This is a genomic window from Ruegeria sp. AA6 (genome assembly GCF_056542865.1).
On sequence record NZ_JBQGAN010000012.1, the window covers coordinates 22,946 to 40,756 of the forward strand.

The 17,811-nt window shown below is 56.7% G+C and carries 14 protein-coding genes; 5 read left to right on the forward strand and 9 right to left on the reverse strand.

Going from position 1 to position 17,811, the window contains the following annotated elements; translation table 11 throughout:
• Window positions 1–29: 29 nt before the first annotated feature.
• Window positions 30–920: a CPBP family intramembrane glutamic endopeptidase gene (locus ACR0LN_RS14450; protein ID WP_480430559.1), complete on the reverse strand. Its 891-nt coding sequence runs from the start codon at window positions 918–920 to the stop codon at window positions 30–32.
• Window positions 913–4,026, reverse strand: a complete 3,114-nt coding sequence (locus ACR0LN_RS14455; protein ID WP_480430561.1) for an ABC transporter transmembrane domain-containing protein — start codon at window positions 4,024–4,026, stop codon at window positions 913–915. Before ACR0LN_RS14455 ends, ACR0LN_RS14450 begins: the two co-directional genes overlap by 8 nt.
• Before the next feature lie 242 nt (window positions 4,027–4,268).
• Here ACR0LN_RS14455 and ACR0LN_RS14460 point away from each other — a divergent pair, with 242 nt between their 5' ends.
• The 3 genes from ACR0LN_RS14460 (at window position 4,269) to ACR0LN_RS14470 (ending at window position 7,006) form a co-directional block, all read left to right on the forward strand.
• Entirely contained in the window at window positions 4,269–5,030 is a 762-nt protein-coding gene (locus ACR0LN_RS14460; RefSeq protein ID WP_480430562.1) for a DUF6478 family protein, read from the forward strand.
• Window positions 5,031–5,040: 10 nt separating this feature from the next.
• Window positions 5,041–5,400: a hypothetical protein gene (locus ACR0LN_RS14465; RefSeq protein WP_480430564.1), complete on the forward strand. Its 360-nt coding sequence runs from the start codon at window positions 5,041–5,043 to the stop codon at window positions 5,398–5,400.
• A 79-nt stretch (window positions 5,401–5,479) separates the two neighbouring features.
• Window positions 5,480–7,006, forward strand: a complete 1,527-nt coding sequence (locus ACR0LN_RS14470; protein WP_480430566.1) for an MFS transporter — start codon at window positions 5,480–5,482, stop codon at window positions 7,004–7,006.
• A 44-nt stretch (window positions 7,007–7,050) separates the two neighbouring features.
• Here the strand turns inward: ACR0LN_RS14470 and ACR0LN_RS14475 are convergent, their stop codons facing one another.
• The 6 genes from ACR0LN_RS14475 to ACR0LN_RS14500 all read right to left on the reverse strand — a co-directional run bounded on the left by ACR0LN_RS14475 (window position 7,051) and on the right by ACR0LN_RS14500 (window position 14,167).
• Window positions 7,051–8,391, reverse strand: a complete 1,341-nt coding sequence (locus tag ACR0LN_RS14475; protein ID WP_480430567.1) for a S41 family peptidase — start codon at window positions 8,389–8,391, stop codon at window positions 7,051–7,053.
• A gap of 6 nt (window positions 8,392–8,397) precedes the next feature.
• Window positions 8,398–9,528, reverse strand: coding sequence for a murein hydrolase activator EnvC family protein (locus tag ACR0LN_RS14480; protein ID WP_480430570.1), 1,131 nt, complete (start codon window positions 9,526–9,528; stop codon window positions 8,398–8,400).
• Window positions 9,525–11,042, reverse strand: coding sequence for a 2,3-bisphosphoglycerate-independent phosphoglycerate mutase (gene gpmI / locus ACR0LN_RS14485; protein ID WP_480430571.1), 1,518 nt, complete (start codon window positions 11,040–11,042; stop codon window positions 9,525–9,527). Before gpmI ends, ACR0LN_RS14480 begins: the two co-directional genes overlap by 4 nt.
• Before the next feature lie 89 nt (window positions 11,043–11,131).
• The gene (locus ACR0LN_RS14490; protein ID WP_480430573.1) at window positions 11,132–12,820 is read right to left on the reverse strand and encodes a sulfatase-like hydrolase/transferase; all 1,689 of its coding nucleotides are present in this window, start codon (window positions 12,818–12,820) and stop codon (window positions 11,132–11,134) included.
• Window positions 12,821–12,883: 63 nt separating this feature from the next.
• Entirely contained in the window at window positions 12,884–13,126 is a 243-nt protein-coding gene (gene nqrM, locus ACR0LN_RS14495) for a (Na+)-NQR maturation NqrM (protein WP_480430576.1), read from the reverse strand.
• A 15-nt stretch (window positions 13,127–13,141) separates the two neighbouring features.
• The gene (locus tag ACR0LN_RS14500) at window positions 13,142–14,167 is read right to left on the reverse strand and encodes an FAD:protein FMN transferase (protein ID WP_480430578.1); all 1,026 of its coding nucleotides are present in this window, start codon (window positions 14,165–14,167) and stop codon (window positions 13,142–13,144) included.
• A 373-nt stretch (window positions 14,168–14,540) separates the two neighbouring features.
• Between ACR0LN_RS14500 and ACR0LN_RS14505 the strand changes: the two genes are divergently transcribed.
• The gene (locus ACR0LN_RS14505) at window positions 14,541–15,065 is read left to right on the forward strand and encodes a CBS domain-containing protein (RefSeq protein ID WP_480430579.1); all 525 of its coding nucleotides are present in this window, start codon (window positions 14,541–14,543) and stop codon (window positions 15,063–15,065) included.
• A 193-nt stretch (window positions 15,066–15,258) separates the two neighbouring features.
• Window positions 15,259–16,542 (forward strand): Vi polysaccharide biosynthesis UDP-N-acetylglucosamine C-6 dehydrogenase TviB, encoded by a 1,284-nt coding sequence (tviB, locus tag ACR0LN_RS14510; RefSeq protein WP_480430582.1) that lies wholly within the window; start codon window positions 15,259–15,261, stop codon window positions 16,540–16,542.
• 35 nt (window positions 16,543–16,577) lie between these two features.
• Here the strand turns inward: tviB and nqrF are convergent, their stop codons facing one another.
• Window positions 16,578–17,801 (reverse strand): NADH:ubiquinone reductase (Na(+)-transporting) subunit F, encoded by a 1,224-nt coding sequence (gene nqrF / locus ACR0LN_RS14515; protein ID WP_480430584.1) that lies wholly within the window; start codon window positions 17,799–17,801, stop codon window positions 16,578–16,580.
• Between the last annotated feature and the right edge of the window lie 10 nt (window positions 17,802–17,811).

Genomic DNA, 17,811 nt, shown 5'->3' on the forward strand with positions numbered 1-17,811 from the left:
CAAATAAGACGCTACGGAAGGAAATGCAATCAGCGCCTAAGTGCAAGACGCGCAGTTAACCAGCAGACCAACATCACGACAAAATCCACGAACAGCCATTGCCGCAACAAACTCGTTTCTGACATGTCATAGGGCAGCAGGTATAAGGCAAGGCCGCTGAGAGTTTCGGGCAACGAGATGAACAGCAACGCCACAGTATTGTTGAGGAAGTGCAAGGCGATAGCGGGTCCCAACGTCCCCGAACGCGCGGTGAGGTCGGCGGCTAGAAGTCCGAACACACAAGACCAGATGGCGACCAACAGGGCGTTTTCGCCGGTGATACCCGGCGCATAGTGACCCGCAGCAAATAAAACAGACGGCAGACCCATCCAGATTATCGGTGACCGAAATCTGGCGGCCAAAGACTGTTGGATATAGCCTCGAAACAGAATTTCTTCGGCACTGGTCTGAATCAGTACGGCAATCGCTGAAAGTGGTAGCAACAGCAGCCACGTTGACAGGGCCAGGTTCTTGGTCAGAGGTTCACCCATGCCGTAAGGTGGAAGGGCTACCATCACCAAGCCTAATATTAACAGGGCCCGCAGGACCTGCCAGAATTGGCGCAGGCACAGGCTGCGTGGACCAAGAATTGACGCGAGTGATCGCCGCTGCAATTGCCGCGCAGCGATGGCGACGCCTAACGTCAGAAACCCAAAACTGATCAGCAATAGCAACGTGGCAAACGGATAAGTCCCCAGCATCAGAGTTTGGGCCTGAGCCGGAGAGACCAATCCGCCGATCATTGCAAAAAGCACAGAATTCAGTGCGATATACAAAGCAAGGACAATGACCAGTCCAACAACAAGACGCCACAGTTCGGGGCGGGCACGGGCCTCGCGCACCAATTGCTCGTGGGCGGAATAGACAGTGTGGTCATGCATTGTTGCCAGCGCCTTCGCCTTCGCCTTCGATGGTTTCGGGTAGGTCCGGGAAGACATCGGATGGGTTCTGTAGCGCGTTAATCCTTGTGGACAAGGTGGTCAGGTACCCGGCGACAGTCTGCAACAGTTGAACTGCGACCGAAGCATCGCTTTCGATTACCGCGCGCAGTTCTTCTGCACCGATACGCAGGAAAGTGCAGTCCGTGATTGCAGTAAGGTCCAGTTGGCGCAGCTCTCCGGTGATGATCGAAAGGTCACCGATCAACCGACCGGGCTCGATTATCGAAATAGTGCGTTTTCTTCCCTCTTCATCCGGCCAATCCAGTTTGGCTTGTCCCTTGATGCACAGATAGGCGGCATCGGGCGTCTGTCCGTGGGCAAAGATCATCTGGCCTTCGGCGACCTCATACCATTGCGCCGAGAATGCAAGCAGCCGCTGGTTACGAGCGTCAATGCCCGAAAACAGTTCGGTAGAAGAAATGATTTCCAGCTTGGTACTTAGATCGTCCGAAGCGCCGCCTTCGAGGCGAGTTTGCGTGCGTGAGACACCGTCAATTCGGCCATCCTTGATTTCTACAAACAGATCATAGGCTTCGGGGTGGGCAAAGTGATCCTCCATAAAGATCATGATCGAGTTTGGCAGCAACTCCCGTAGTCGCAAACGCGTACGCAGACGACTTTCGGAATCGTGGCTGGCCAAGGCTTTGTCGAGAACCAGGATGTCAGGGCGTTTGATGCCAGCACGGGAAAACGCGGCGCGTTCCTGAAACACCGTTGGCAGATTGTTACCGCCCAACCCGGTTTGAAGATCGAACAAGGTAGCCGCCGCCCGGCGACGCAGGCCGGCCTCGTTCATAGCTTGCGCCACCAGGTCCTCGATCTCTTCGGCATGCGCGCCCGCCGTCATAGATACCCGACCATAAAGCGCATTCTCCATCACGGTGAGTCGTGGGAAATAGCTGTCAGGAGACAAAGGAATGAACATGCCGTTTAAAGCACCCTGAAGTCGCTCGGACTGCTCTTTTCGAATAGACAGGATTTTGTCCTTGTATTCCTCTGGGAAGTCCGGGCCGATCTGCTCGGCCGTCAGCAGAAATGGGACCGTCAGCAACAGCGAGCGTTCGGCCTCGCTGATATTGCTGCCATCTTTGGCTTTCCGCCGATCCTTGATATCCAGCAGGCGGTGGAACATGTCCTTTGACATACCCAAGCGCAGAAACAGCGGGTGATCCGTCCCACCGCGCCCGAACGCCTGATCCAGCGTCTCGACCACGTCGCTTGCCATGTTCATCGCATCTTCGGCCAGATCGTGTGCGCTTAGCATGTCTTTGAAGCGCCAGTCGTCGGCCAGAGATTCGGGCGTGATGTCCCGTGATGGCGTGGCATAAAGCAGGTTTCCCCCAAGCGGCACGGTCGGGTTGAAACGCTCAGGATCAAACCGGTAGACGTGACGATCCAGCCCATTCTCCTTCAGCCGCTGCATAACCGTTTCACGCAGATTGACCACATCCCGCGCCAGATCAGGATGTAGCGCCGGGTCGAACTGAGTGCGCAGAGTGCGGCGCAACAAAAGCTCGTCGGTTCCCATCGCTTCGACCAGCTGGAACCACCAGTCCCGGATGTCCTCAACGTCATCTAGCCCCGCCAATTCGGGGTCGATCCATTCATCTGACAAAGAGTCCGTCGGATTGCCGGATCGAGCGGCTTCGATCTGCCAACGGCTGGGGGCCTTTGCCACGTCAGCCTGATGCTGCGGATGAGGGCGCAGCGGCATCATAAGATTGTCGCCCACAGTGCCATTGAAAAGATAGGGTCGCGAATAGGCATAGCCGATCCGGGCGGCAATCACGGATTGATGAAGGTCTTTCAGATTGTGACCCGCCATGACCACGTCACCCTGCACTGGCATTACCTCGCGGGTCAGCACTTGCGCCAGCGCGTTGCGCTCTGCGGCATGGGTGGACTGGATCGCCACCCGCGCGCCCTTGGGAATGGTCAGGTCGATGTCTTCCAGAATGGTTTTACCATCATCGTCACGCACAGTCACATTGCGCAGCTCGATCTCGCCGGTCAGATGGGGGATCACCTCGGGTTCGCCCACAAATAGCTCTTCGGGGATCATGTTCGACGGCGCGAACCTTTCGGTCACCACCTCCCACCGCAGCGACATGTCCTGAACCTGATTGTAATAGGTCAGCAAATCCTTCCACGGGCCGCTCAGATCCTTGTAAGCACCAAGCGCGGCGACCAAAGCACCTACCGTTACCTCACCCTTGATCGCCAGATAGCCACCGACCGAATAGAACAGGAACGGCGTAATCTGCGTGATCAGATTATTGAGGAACTTCATGAAGAATTTCTTGTTGTAGATCTTGAACCGGATCTCAAACAAGAGCCCCAACCGATGGCTGAACTGCGCCTGCCTATACCGCCAGCCGCCGTTGGTGCGCAGATCGCTGATGCCCGCCGCACTTTCTCCGATCTCGGAACTGAGGTTCCGAACTTCCTGAATACGTTCCTTGTTCAGCAGATTGATCTGGCGCTGCAGCTTTGGGATCAGCCACGCCTGTAGTGGGATCAGCGCAATACTGGCCAGGCCGAACCAGACGCTTTGCATGAACAGAAAGGTGACGATGGTCATCATCTGGCCGAACTGGAACACCGGTTGGGCAATGGCATCGCCCATCAGTCCGCCCATTGGCTCTGCCTCGGAGGTAATCATCGAAACCAGTTCGCCCTGGCTTGTTGTGGCAAAGTAGGATTTCGGGAACCGCATCGTGCGGTGGATCAGGGTGAATCGCAGGCGGCGCAACATACGCTCGGCCAGAACGCCCTTCATCGTGTTGATGCGCATTTTCATCAGGCCACTGGCAATCACGGTGGCCAGAAATGCGAAACACAGGATCATCAGGTACTGCACCTGCGTCACGGTGAACCCCAGCACGGTCACAGTAGTACTGGGCGCACCGATCGCGCCGTTGATGATCTGCTTGGGCAGCTCAAGCGAAGCATATAGAAAAGGAAAGGAAAGAACTGTCAGAAACAGCAGCACAAGCTGTTGTTTTTTAGAATATTTCCAGATGAATGCGAATAGAGTGGGTTCCATGCCCCGGTCTTGCCTCAAAACGTTTGGATTGTTTTTGGGTAATCCCTTGCGGTCAGATGTCAGACGGTACGCACTGACCCCGATGATTGCAAGAATGCCAGCGTCTAACAGATTGCAGCAACGGTGCCCATACCCCATCATCTTCACAAACTCGGGAGATTTGATCTCTCAATCAGTTAAATCACCTTTAAACTTGATCCCGTCTTTGGCTAAAGAAGGGCACAGTCTTAAACGATGGGGCCATGGGCAGACTACTGGATCGCTATATTCACCGCCGGGTCGTCGAACGCTGGCGGAAAGCTTTGCGCAGTGCTGCCCATGCCCCTGAGCCGCAGTTGCGACAGCAGCGTGACGAGGCGCGCAAGCTGCGCAGGCATTTGAACATGCTAATCCACGAAGCCGACAGCCGTCTGGCCCACCCTCGAATCGGGTCCACGCAATTTCCCAAACCGCTCAGCACAGACTGGAGTTGGCGCCCTGACTTGTGGCGTGGGCCTTTGTCGCAACCGGGGGTCGCCTCTGCTCCGCGCAAAGCCCAGATCGACAGGCAGATAACGCTGTTCCACGACTGCCCACTCTCTGAGATCGGGATGCGGCAAACACGAAACGCGCACGACAAGGATTTGGCCCCTTACGGCCTGAAGGTTGAGGTGTTCGGCTTTGCCGGAACATTTCTATCCTTGTCCGTGGAACTGCCGCCCGAAGCGGCGCAGGGCCTGACCAAACAGCACCTTGTCCGTGTGGACACTCAGATTGAATCCGAACAGCGTTTGGAGGTCTTTGCTCGGATCAACATTCAGCACGGGCCGAATACCGAACAAGTTCTACGCAAGCTGGATCTTACGGTTCATTCAAGCTCGATCGACTTCGATCTGGCACATTTGCCTTTGAACGAGGCCCGCATTGAAAAGATCTGGCTGGACCTGATCTTTGAAAACCCACAGTTGAATCGCGTTATGATGCGCGATCTGACTTTCTGCCGCCACCATCGCGCCGATTTGTGAGAGCACTGGCATGACGCATCCAACATTGACGCCAATCCGCTTTGAAAAAGGTCTTTGGCAGGGGCACCTGCAAGCCAAGTCCGAACCAAACGTAGAGGTGCAACATCTTGGTCAAATTCTGGAAGACGTGCGTATTGCACCGGCTGAGGACGGGTGGACCATAGACATCCCAGTTCCGGTGTCGGCTTTGTCCGAAGGAGTGCACTGCTTTGTGATTTTTGACACAGACACGGCAGAGCGGCTTGGAGATTTTACCATAATAGCGGGAACGCCCGCAGCGGATGACCTGCGTGCCGAGGTGGAGTTGCTGCGCGCAGAACTGGAAATGCTGAAACGCGCCTTTAGACGGGCGCAGAAAACGGCAGGGTGACCCGCCCAAGGGTAAGTCTCTATCTTTTCGTCGGAATTCCGTGCATTCTTAAGCGATCCGCAGCAACCCGGGTCTGCCTATGGACCGCAGCAGCATCGTTAAAGTCATTGCCTTGATGGTGACCGGTTTCGGGATCGGAATAGACTTTACCGGCGCGTTGATCCTTGTTCCGGCAATCGAAAACAGTTTCGACGCAGATATTACTAGCACTCAGTGGGTGCTGAATATTTATGCCCTGTTCTTCGCCATGACCATGGTCGCTGGCGGGCGTCTGGGCGATATGTACGGGCATCGCAAGATGATGCTGATCGGACTGTCGATTTTTCTGTTCTCGTCCATCATGTGCTTCGTTTCACCCAGCCTGGATTTCCTGATCATCGCGCGCGCCTTACAAGGGATCGGTGCAGGATGTGTCTGGCCCTGCACGCTGGCCTTTGGCGCGACCAAAGTCTCGCGGCCCGAACATCGGGCCATGATCATGGGACTGATCCTTGCTGGGGTGACCTGCGGCAACGTCATTGGCCCTTTGATCAGTGGCGCAGCAGTCAGTCTTGGGGATTGGCGTTTATTTTTCCTCGCAAACGTCGTGTTTTCTACCATCTCGATGGTCACGGCGCTGCTGTTGATGCAGCGTGAAACCCAGCACAAACAAGGGGAACACATCGACGTTGCGGGTATGGGCGTGCTGTCGTTCGCCGTCCTGCTGCTGCTCTACGGGTTGGATGTGGGCGCGGACTGGGGCTGGACGTCGCCCCCTTTGCTAATGTTATTCCTTGTCAGCGCGGCGCTGTTCGTTCTGTTTCCGCTGGTCGAGAAACGGGTCAAGGAACCACTGCTGCTGCCGCAGATGATGGCGAACCGAGAATTCTGCATCACGCTAGGGCTGAATATGTTCAACGTATCAGCTGTTTTTGTCGGGTTGATGTATTTTCCCCAGTACATGCAGAAGGTTCTGGGTTGGTCCACCCTGCAGTCTGCCTTTGGCCTCGCCCCATTGACGACCTTACTGGCTGTTGGGTCCATTCTCTCGGGTAGGTTATACAACGATTTCGGCCCCAAGCGGCTTTTGCTATGGGGGTATCTCTGTGCCACCGTCGGGGCGGCCAGCGTTGTCGTAATGCCGGACGGGTTGGGTTATTTCCAGATCCTGCCCGGCATGGCGATGATCGGGTTAGGGGCTACATTGACGGTCGGGCCATCCGGAACCGCGGCCGTTTGCGCGGTAAAACCGGAACGCGCGGGATTGGTCGGCGGCCTGAGTTTCATGACCCACCTTGTTTACGGCGCCATATCAGTGGCCTGCGCGACGGCAATTATGTATCTATCCAGCCTGCGCGACTTGGGCGAGCGCCTGACCACTGCCGGAATTGATTTGTCTGACGCTGATCAAAGGGCCATCAACGGAGGAACTTTGACAACATCCTCGGCTCAGGCCGTCATGGAAAAACTATCAACACCAGAGGCAGAAAAGGTCAAAACAGCCATCGCTGAGGCCTTTGACACAGGAATGAACATGGCGTTCATCTTTGCGACTATATCTGTCTCGATCGGGGTTCTGCTTGCGATTCTGCTGGACGAGGAAAAGCTGCACAAAGTCGAAAGCTGACCTTTCCAAAGAAAAAGGCCGCCTGTTCAGGCGGCCTTTTCGTTTTACTGCGATGGCCCGTTCGGGTTAAAGGCCGACAAACCTTTGAGGATGTCGATGGCGTAGGCCAGTTGGTAATCCTCTTCCCGCAGTTCTGCTGTGGCTTCGGCGCGGGCACGGTCTTCCTCGATCTGACGGATTTCGTCTTCGCTGAGGCTGTCATTGTTCAAACTGCCACGCAGGTCAGCCTCGGAGCGGGTGGGACGGTTCGCGTCTTCTTCCTCCGCCTCCGGTGTTGGACGCGGTTGTTCGACGATGATGTCAGGGCTAACGCCAAGCGCTTGGATTGAGCGGCCTGATGGCGTGTAATAACGCGACGTGGTCAGGCGCATGGCCCCGTCCCCGCGCAACGGCATGACTGTCTGAACCGAGCCTTTTCCGAAGCTCTTGGTGCCGACAACAATGGCGCGGCGATGGTCCTGCAGCGCGCCGGCAACAATCTCCGACGCCGATGCCGAGCCGCCGTTGATCAGAACCACAATTGGCTTGCCTTCGGCCAGATCGCCAGGAGTAGCGTTGAACCGCTCACCTTCACCCGGATCGCGGCCACGGGTAGAAACGATTTCACCTTCGTTCAGAAACGCATCCGAGACCTTGATCGCCTGCGTCAACAGACCGCCGGGGTTGTTGCGCAAATCCAGAACAAAGCCGTTGACCTTTTCGATACCACCGGCCTCTTCGATCTGCTCATTCAGCCCTTCTTGTAAGTTGGGGAAGGTCTGATCGTTAAATGTAGTCACACGCAGCACAACACTAGTGCCTTCGGTGCGGGCGCGGACCGCAGTCAGCTTGATCGTGTCGCGGATGATTGTGACGTCGAACGGGTCCGTTTCACCTTCGCGCACGACGGTGATCACGATCTCTGACCCAACCGGGCCGCGCATCAGATCGACCGCCTTATCCAGCGTCAGGCCCAGAATGCTTTCGCCATCGACATGCGTGATGAAATCCCCCGCTTCGATCCCGGCCTCATCCGCCGGGGTGTCGTCGATCGGCGAGACAACTTTCACAAAACCGTCTTCCTGAGTCACCTCGATACCCAATCCGCCGAATTCGCCACGGGTCTGTACGCGCATCTGTTCTGCGTCGTCCGGCGACAAATAACTGGAATGTGGGTCCAGCGACGTCAGCATGCCGTCAATCGCAGCTTCGATCAGTTCTTCGGGCTCGACCTCTTCGACATATTGCGAGCGGATGCGTTCGAAAATGTCGCCGAACAGATCCAATTGCTCATAAACACTCGCCTTGTTCTCAGCCTCTTGCGCCAGCAAAGGGCCGGCGATCTGAGTAGTTGCGAGTATACCCGCCACGGTTCCGGCCAGACCGGCCATCACAAATTTCTTCATACGTGTTCATCCATCCTTGCTGGTCCGGAACCATGATTCCGGGTCCACGGGGCTGTTATCCTGTCTTACCTCTATATAGAGCGTTTCTGACCGGTCAGTTCCAGTGCCATCACCGCTTGTTGACAAAATAGCGCCGATTTCGGGGGTTTCACCGGGCATCAGACCGACCGGAGTGCCCTCGGGGATCACCTGTCCGGTTTCGCCGTAAACCTCTTGCAGGCCCGAAAACACGAACAAAAGACCCGGTTGAGGCTCGAGGATCACCAGATTCCCCAAATCCAACAGAGGCCCACGATAACGTATCGTGGCGGCTGTCGGTGATGTTACAATTGCGCGGGGTCGTGTGCCCAGCACAACGCCGGGACGTTTTACCCCTGCCGCGTCTGAGTCACCGGCCCCGTGCAGCAAGACGCCCTGTGCTGGCAAAGGAATTTGGCCTTTTCGGTCAGAAATATCGGCCCTGGTCTCCGCAATTTCCCCTTCCGAAATTTCTGACAGGCCGCTGGCAAACCCTTCCAGCGTTTCCGTAGACGAGATCAAAATCGCCGTGCGGATCGGATCTTCGACAAAGCGTTGCGGTAGGTCGGTGCGGTCAGCGATAGCAGTGCTCAGTTCGGTGCGGGCGGTTTGGACACCCGTTAAGCCCTCGGTAAGAGTTTCCGAGGCACTTTGCTGTAGCTGCCGCAGGGTCTGTACCTCTTGCAGATCGTGCGCAAGTGCTTGCGCGCGGGCGTTCAGGCCCGGCGTGACCTCGGACAGCATCATCCCCGCACGGGCAGAACCTAATGGACCCGATGGGTGTAAAATCAAAACCGGAGGAGCCGTTGTTTCGATGGTTTGCAACACGCCCAGCAGCTGCGCAATTTCCTTTTCACGCGTGCGCAGTTCCGCGGTCAATTGCGCCTCGCGCGTTGCTGCACGACGCAACCCATCGCGCATGGCGGTCAAACCGGCCTCATAAGCCTGAATGGTTTCGGTCAGCGCACGAACCCGGTCGCGGGCGCTATCGGCCTCGGTCAGTGCGATTGACGCGTCTTCCAGCATGCGCGCCGCATTCAGAGCCGCCGTTGACGGATCGGTCTGGGCGTAGGCCGGCGTTGCCATCAGCAACGCCAACAGAAGCGCGCGCAGGGTCATGACAGCAGGCTCTGCCCGGTCATTTCGGGTGGTTGCTCCAGGCCCATCAGCTGCAACAGGGTTGGTGCCAGATCGGACAGGCGTCCGTCACGCAGCTTGGCACCTTTTGGCCCGCCTACCAGTGCCACAGGCACCGGATTAATTGTATGCGCGGTATGCGGTCCGCCGGTTTCGGGGTCCACCATCATCTCGCAATTGCCATGGTCGGCGGTGACGATCATTGCGCCGCCTGCCTTTTCAAGCGCAGCGACGGCTTGTGCCAACCCCAGATCCACAGCTTCACATGCCTTGATTGCGGCTTTCAAATCACCCGTATGGCCCACCATGTCCGGGTTGGCATAGTTAGTGACAATCAGGTCATAGCCTGCCTCGATCGCCTCGACGAATTTCTCGGTCACCTCCGCCGACGACATCTCAGGCTGCAAGTCATAGGTTGCCACTTTGGGCGACTTCGGCATGTACCGATCTTCGCCCTTTTCCGGTGTTTCCTTGCCGCCGTTGAGGAAGAAGGTCACATGGGGATATTTCTCGGTTTCAGCCAGACGGAACTGACGCAGACCCTGTTTTGCGACCCATTCGCCCAGAGTGTTCACGATGTCCCGCTTGGGGAAGACAATGTTCATATAGGCGTTGTGGCCGTCCGAATATTCGACCATGCCCAGCAGAGCAGCCAATTTCGGACGGGTTCCGGTATCGAAATCGACGAATTCTGGCTCGCCAATCGCGCGCAGAATTTCACGCGCACGGTCGGCGCGGAAATTGAGACAAAAGAATCCGTCGCCATCCTTGACCCCACCAAAGCCATGCAAAACTGTTGGCACGATGAACTCATCGGTTTCAGACTGGTTATAGGCGTGGTCAACTGCACCATGGGCCGTTGCGGCCGCGCGACCGTTGCCTTTGATCATCGCCTCATAGGCTTCACTGACGCGCTCCCAGCGGTTGTCGCGGTCCATCGCAAAATAACGCCCGCAGACGGTGACGATGCGCGCACCTTTGGGCAGGCGATCTTCAAGCTCGGCGATGTAGGTAAAGGCCGATTTCGGGGCGACGTCCCGCCCATCCGTGATTGCGTGCAGCGCAACGGGAACACCGGCATCTGTGATCGCTTTGGTCGCAGCGACGATGTGGTTCAGGTGCCCATGCACCCCGCCATCTGACACCAAGCCCATCAGATGCGCGGTGCCACCCGAGGCTTTCACCTTGGCAATGAATGCCTGCAGGGCTTCGTTGTCAAAAAACGATCCGTCTTCGATCGACAGATCAATCTGACCCAGATCCATCGCCACAACCCGGCCTGCGCCGATATTGGTGTGGCCGACCTCGGAATTCCCCATCTGACCACTCGGTAGGCCCACATCCGGCCCATGCGTGATCAGAGTCGCGTGCGGGCCGTTGGCCATGATTGCATCGAAGGTCGGTGTATCGGCCAGATAGGGCGCGTTGGCCGTGGTGTCCTCGGACAGGCCCCAACCATCAAGAATGCACAGGACAACTGGTTTGGGGGCGGTCATGTTAGGCTCTCCGGGTTTCTGCTCTTGGGCGGTCTTTTATCGACTGAGCTTCGGCGGGTGAACCGCCTTTTAGCCTGCAACGGGTAGAATTAATGCTGGGGTGGTCTGCCCTTGCCAAGATATTCAGCAAAGGGCCGGGCCTTGCGCCCTCGATACTTGACCGTCAGGTCCAATGGCATATCGTTTTCATCGTAGACGCCGACAACGACTCCCCTGCCCCTGCTTTTGGTCCGCATTTTAATCAACTGCTGTTCCGACCGCGTAGTTCGCTGTGACGGGCGGCGGGTCCAGGCAAAGAGGTGGTCGTACATTTCCGCGATAACCTCGGCATGATCAGCGCTATTGCCCAAATCGGTCAGTTCATCCGGGTCGCTCTCGAGATCAAACAGAATGGGCCGATGACCACCTTCGCAATGGATCAGTTTCCACCTCTTGTCGGCGACCATGAACATCACCGCGTCGCGGACCGATGCATTCAGCGCATCGGCAATCGGTGAGGCAGAGTAATCGTACTCGCAGATCACCACATCGCGAGGCGTTTCAGTTGCCTGTCCATGCAGAATCGGCATCAGAGAGTGCCCTTCGAGGATATGTGAGGCTACCTCACCCCCTGCCACCTCCACAAACGTCGGGGCGAGGTCGATGGATTCGACCAACGCGTCACTGACCGTACCGCGTGTCGCGTCGGCCTCGGGGGACGGGTCGTAGATGATCAGAGGCACCTTGGTCGAGGCGTCGTGAAAGAATGTCTTCTCTCCCATCCAGTGATCGCCCAGAAAATCGCCGTGGTCCGAGGTCAGCACGATCAGCGTGTCCCCCATCCGACCGGTTTTCTCCATCCAGTCGAACAGGCGGCCCATCTGGTCATCGGCCTGTTTGATCAGGCCCATATAGGCTGGGATCACCGCTTCACGCACGTCCTGACGCGAGAATGTCTGCCCGATTTTCGTGTCCATGAACGCGCGCAGCACCGGATGCGCATTCACACGTTCGGCCTCGGACCGCACCACAGGCAGCACATGCTCGGGGCCGTACATCGAGGCATAGGGTTCGGGAACGATGTAAGGCCAGTGCGGTTTGATAAAACTCAGATGGCAGCACCAGGGGCCGTCATGTTTTTCCATGAACTCAATGCCGCGCCCGGTCAGATATGGGGTTTCGCTATCCTCTTCGGCAATATTTGCCGCCTCGGATGAGTTCTTCAGGAACCAACCGGACAAAACATTGCCATCATCATCCAGCCCGGAATTCGCAAAGTCGTGCCAGGGGTTGTCGCTCTCGTACCCTTTGTCCGTCAGGTAAGTGTTATATTTCTTAGACCCATCAGGATCATAAAACCCATCGGGACCTTCAGGGCGCATACCGTCATCGCGTTCGAATACGTCAAAACCACACTCCGCCACGCGGGCACCGATCAGACTGTCAGGTTCAAGCCCCAGCCGCGCCATGCCTTCGGCATCGGCCCGCATATGGGTTTTCCCGACCAGCCAGCAATCCATCCCGGCCTTGCGCAGATGGTCGCCCATGGTCATTTCGCCCACCTTGAGGGGAATGCCGTTCCATGACGCCCCATGCGAATGCACGTAACGCCCGGTATAGGTGGACATGCGCGAACTGCCGCAGATCGGGGATTGGATGTAGGCGCGATTGAACCTAATGCCCCGCGCGGCAAGACGGTCAATATTCGGAGTGTTCAGATGCGGGTGACCGTAACAGCTCAGGTAGTCCCAGCGGAGCTGGTCGAACATGATGAACAGGATGTTTTTGGCCTTGGCCAACGTGTTGCCCCCCTATGGTCAGGGACCTTGTTAGCCAATTACCGGCCTTCAGCGAAGCGCAATCTATGCTTCAGCCTGACGCTCCATCTGATCCAGCATCTTCTTGGCGCGTTTGCATTGCAACTGGTCACGCAATGGGCTGTTGGGATCGACGTCCTTTTTACAGACCACACATTTGTCCGCACCCGAGATCGCATTCAGGCCACCGCAGCTGCCCTTGATGGTCTTGCCCATCAGCATCACGCCCAACGACATGCCCACCACAACGAGGGTCAGCAGAATGAAAGCCAGAATAAAGGTGCTCATCGTGGGTCCTACCGGTTAGTTGGTGCCAATCGCGTCTTTGAATGCGGAGCTATGTACAGTGATATAGGCATCTTCGCCACCTGTCACATCCCGCGAGATGAAATACACGGCAAGTTCATGCTTTTCGGCCAGCTCAAGGCCCTTATCCTGCCCCAAAGCCAGCATCGCGGTGGCCCAGGCATCCGCCATCATCGCGTTTTCGGCCAGAACGGTGACCGAGGTGGTGCGGTGCGTGATCGGACGACCCGTAGTCGGGTCGATGATATGCGAATACCGTACACCGTCCTGTTCGAAGAAATTCTTGTAATCACCCGAGCTGGCCATGCCCAGATCGCCCACCGATACGATCAGTTGCGGGGTCTGTGCACCGGCCTGCGGTTTTTCGATGCCGATGCGCCAGGTTTCGCCTTTGTCATTCTGACCCTTGGTGACCAGATCGCCGCCGATCTCAACCAGATAGTCTTCGATCCCCGCCTCACGCAGCGTCTCGGCCACGGCGTCGATGCCATAGCCCTTGGCGATGGCCGACAGGTTGATGCCCACGCCGGGCGCAGATTTTGCCAGCGTGCCCGCCTCGACATCCAAGTTCAGCAAGCGGTTTTGGCCGACACCGCTCAGCGCGGCCTCAATCTCGGCATCTGAGGGCACCGGATCTTCCGGTGTGCGCGGGCCAAAGCCCCATAGCTCGATCAGTGGGCCTAGTGTGACGTCGAAGATACCGCCGGATTCCTCATGGACCTCATTCGCTGCCGTCATCACCTGTGCGAATTCGGCGGATACGGACATGGGGTCGGTGCTGGTGGCGGCGGAAAAGGTCGAGACCTCGGAATTCGGGTCCCAGTTCGACATCTTGGCGTTAACATCGGCCAAGGTTTCCTGGACCGCGCTGGCCAAGGCGTCCTCGTCCAGATCCTCACCAATCGCAGTGATGTTGAACGTCGTTCCCATCGTTTCGCCCGACAAGCGTACCACTTCGGGTTCCTTATCGAACAGGCAGCCGGATAGAAGTGTGGCGAAAGCCAGAACAGGCACAAGACGCATTGGGGTCTCCTGGAAATCAGTGCCCGGCATATGCCAGCCACCTCAGCCAGAGTCAAACCGGCATCACAGTTTGAGCGGTGTGAAGCCCAACACCAGAAGGCCAATCGCGGCAGGTATCCCAAAAAGCCACGCACGTTTCTGCCAACCCGGCGGCTGCTGCTTCCAAGCCATTCGAAAGTTATGACCGCACACTACGACCACAAAGAAAATCAAGGCGGCGACAGGCGGGGTAAGATACAGATCGGTCAAAGGCTTAAGCTTTCTTCACGGGCGTGGGATTTTGCCCATCAGCGCAATTGCACCCTATACAGGTCGTTTAGCTGCGCTAAGGTGAAAGGGAAAGACTTTGCAATAACCATGAAGGAGATTGCCCATGGCCCCAACCTCTTACCAGTCCCCGACGCGCGGTGATAAGGCTGACAAGACAACTTACAGCCAGTCGGCAGAGTCAAACCTGTCGCATTCCCAGACTACCGTGTCAAAATTGCTCGAGGGTAAAGGGGATGCGGTGTTTTCGGTGCGACCGAATGAAACGATCCATTCGGTGGTCAATACGCTAAAGGAAAAGCGGATAGGCGCGGTGCTTGTGACCGACCAGAATGGCAGTCTACAGGGCATCCTGTCCGAACGTGACATCGTGCGGCGCATGGCAGATACGCCCGGCCAAACCCTGCCTCAATCGGTTGAGGATCTGATGACGCGCGAGGTTAAGACTTGTTCACCTGATGATCTGCTGAATGACGTACTGAAAACCATGACCGAAGGCCGCTTTCGCCATATGCCGGTTCTGCGGGACGGCAACCTGTGCGGCGTGATCACAATCGGTGACGTCGTGCATTTCCGCCTGAAGGAGCTGGAATACGAAGCGCTGCGCATGAAGCAGATGATCGTCGGCTGACCGGTTTCGCGGAAAATCTCCTTGACCTTGGCCCGGCGACAGTATCCCTGATGCGTCAAAAGCTGCGTCAAGGTCGAGGGATGAATGAAACGGGTTCTGTTGACAGACACCGCAAAACCAAGCGGGTTCGTTAAAATAAAGCTCCAGCGCTCGAATCCGGGCCGCGCTGTTGGTTATTGCCCGAGGGCTTGTAATGTTTGAAACCAACCCGAACGCGCGCCGTATTGCCGTAATCGGTTTGGGTTATGTGGGCCTGCCCCTTGCGGTGGCCTTCAGCAAGATTGGCCCAGTCGTGGGCTACGATATTAACCCTGCCCGGATTGATGCCTTGCGCGCAGGCCAAGATACTACGCAAGAAGTCGAGCCCGAAGAACTGGTGGCGGCGTCTGGGCTGATTTTCACAACCGATCTGAGCGATCTGGCCTCCTGCGACACCTATATTGTGACCGTGCCCACCCCGATCACCGCTGGAAAACAGCCTGATCTGTCGCCACTGCTCAGCGCATCTGAGACGGTTGGCGGATTGTTGAAACCCGGTGACTTGGTGATCTATGAATCGACTGTCTATCCCGGTGCAACCGAGGAAGATTGCGTACCGGTTTTAGAACGCATCTCGGGGCTGACGTTTAACACGGATTTTTTCGCAGGTTACAGCCCGGAGCGGATCAATCCGGGCGACAAGACCCATCGGATTGCGGATATCTGCAAGGTGACCTCGGGCTCAACCCCGGAAGTGGCTGAGGTTGTTGATGGTCTTTACGCGCGGATTATCAGCGCCGGGACCCACAAGGCCGAAAGCATTAAGGTGGCCGAGGCGGCCAAAGTTATCGAAAACACCCAGCGCGATCTCAACATCGCTCTGGTGAACGAGTTGGCGATGATCTTCGGAAGGATGGACATCGACACCGAGGCCGTTCTGCGCGCAGCTGGCACGAAATGGAACTTTTTACCCTTCCGCCCCGGGCTGGTCGGTGGTCATTGCATAGGTGTGGACCCCTACTATCTGACCCATAAGGCCGAGGCGGTGGGACATCACCCTCAAATCATTCTGGCTGGTCGACGGCTGAATGACAGTATGGGTGAATATGTCGTCTCGCAATTGGTCAAGCGGATGATGCGTGATGGGATAAACGTAGCCGCGGCGCGGGTGTTGGTCATGGGGCTGACTTTCAAGGAAAACTGCCCTGACCTGCGCAATACGCGGGTTGTCGATATCATAGACGAGCTAAAAGATTACGGGATCACAGTCGACGTCCACGATCCTCACGCCGACAGTCAGGCAGCGCAGGACGAATATGGGATTTCTTTGATCGAAGACCCGCAGCCCGGAACCTATGATGGCGTGGTTCTTGCGGTGGCCCATCAGGAATTCAAAGCACTCGACCCAGTACAAATCCGGTCCTATGGCAAAGAACAGTCGGTGCTTTTCGATGTAAAATCGTGCCTGCCCAAAGAGGCCAGCGACCTGCGGCTTTAAAAAAACCGGCGCCAGAAGCGCCGGTTTTTCGTTTCTTACCCGCCGAAATCATCCAGCATGATGTCTTCGCGGTCCACGCCCAAATCCAGTAGCATGTTGATGACCGACTGGTTCATGATTGGCGGGCCACACATGTAGAACTCGCAATCCTCAGGTGCGGGGTGGTTCTTGAGGTATTCTTCGAACAGAACGTTGTGGATGAAGCCAGTATAGCCTTTCCAGTCATCCTCGGGCTGAGCGTCTGACAGAGCGACGTGCCATTCGAAATTGTCAAACTCCTTGGCCAGAGTGTCGAAATCCTCGACAAAGAACATCTCTTTCTTCGAGCGCGCACCGTACCAGAAGCTGATCTTGCGGTTGCGGTTCTCAAGACGCTTGAGCTGGTCGAAGATATGGCTGCGCATAGGCGCCATGCCGGCACCACCGCCAATGAAAACCATTTCCTTCTCGGTCTCGCGGGCAAAAAACTCACCAAACGGGCCCGAAATCGTGACCTTATCGCCTGGCTTCAAGTTGAAGATGTAAGACGACATCTGACCCGGCGGTATACCTTCCGACCCCGGAGGCGGCGAAGCTACACGGACGTTCAGCATGATCATGCCTTTTTCATCCGGGTAGTTGGCCATTGAGTAGGCGCGTTCGATGGGTTCGGCGACGACAGATTCATACTGCCACAGATTGAAGCGATCCCAATCCTCGCGGTATTCCTCTTCCACATCGAAATCGGTGTATTTTAGTGCGTGCGCGGGTGCCTCGATCTGGATGTAGCCACCGGCACGGAAGTTCACATCTTCACCTTCGGGCAGATCCAGCGTCAGCGCTTTGATGAAGGTCGCCACGTTCTCGTTCGAACGGACCGTGCATTCCCATTTCTTGACGCCGAAAACCTCTTCGGGGACTTCGATCTCCATGTCTTGCTTGACCGCAACTTGACAGGACAGACGGTCACCGCAAGCAGCCTCACGCTTGGTAATATGGCTTTCCTCGGTCGGCAGGATCGAGCCGCCGCCAGAATGCACCCTCACCCGGCACTGCGCGCAAGTTCCACCGCCACCGCACGCAGACGGAACAAACAGTTTTTCAGCCGCCAGTGTTTGCAGCAACTTACCGCCTGCGGGCACCGAAACTGTCTTCTCACCGTTGATGGTAATATTTACGTTCCCGGTCGACACCAGACGCGATCGGGCGGCCATGATGATGGCGACCAGACCAAGAACGATTAGGGTAAAGAGGACGACGCCCAGGCTAAAAGTTTCCATTGCGCCCTCC

Coding starts and splice junctions, on each gene's coding strand:
- ACR0LN_RS14450 (WP_480430559.1), bottom strand. CDS start 920: ATGCATGACCACACTGTCTATTCCGCCCACGAGCAATTGGTGCGCGAG.
- ACR0LN_RS14455 (WP_480430561.1), bottom strand. CDS start 4,026: ATGGAACCCACTCTATTCGCATTCATCTGGAAATATTCTAAAAAACAA.
- ACR0LN_RS14460 (WP_480430562.1), top strand. CDS start 4,269: ATGGGCAGACTACTGGATCGCTATATTCACCGCCGGGTCGTCGAACGC.
- ACR0LN_RS14465 (WP_480430564.1), top strand. CDS start 5,041: ATGACGCATCCAACATTGACGCCAATCCGCTTTGAAAAAGGTCTTTGG.
- ACR0LN_RS14470 (WP_480430566.1), top strand. CDS start 5,480: ATGGACCGCAGCAGCATCGTTAAAGTCATTGCCTTGATGGTGACCGGT.
- ACR0LN_RS14475 (WP_480430567.1), bottom strand. CDS start 8,391: ATGAAGAAATTTGTGATGGCCGGTCTGGCCGGAACCGTGGCGGGTATA.
- ACR0LN_RS14480 (WP_480430570.1), bottom strand. CDS start 9,528: ATGACCCTGCGCGCGCTTCTGTTGGCGTTGCTGATGGCAACGCCGGCC.
- gpmI (WP_480430571.1), bottom strand. CDS start 11,042: ATGACCGCCCCCAAACCAGTTGTCCTGTGCATTCTTGATGGTTGGGGC.
- nqrM (WP_480430576.1), bottom strand. CDS start 13,126: ATGAGCACCTTTATTCTGGCTTTCATTCTGCTGACCCTCGTTGTGGTG.
- ACR0LN_RS14500 (WP_480430578.1), bottom strand. CDS start 14,167: ATGCGTCTTGTGCCTGTTCTGGCTTTCGCCACACTTCTATCCGGCTGC.
- ACR0LN_RS14505 (WP_480430579.1), top strand. CDS start 14,541: ATGGCCCCAACCTCTTACCAGTCCCCGACGCGCGGTGATAAGGCTGAC.
- tviB (WP_480430582.1), top strand. CDS start 15,259: ATGTTTGAAACCAACCCGAACGCGCGCCGTATTGCCGTAATCGGTTTG.
- nqrF (WP_480430584.1), bottom strand. CDS start 17,801: ATGGAAACTTTTAGCCTGGGCGTCGTCCTCTTTACCCTAATCGTTCTT.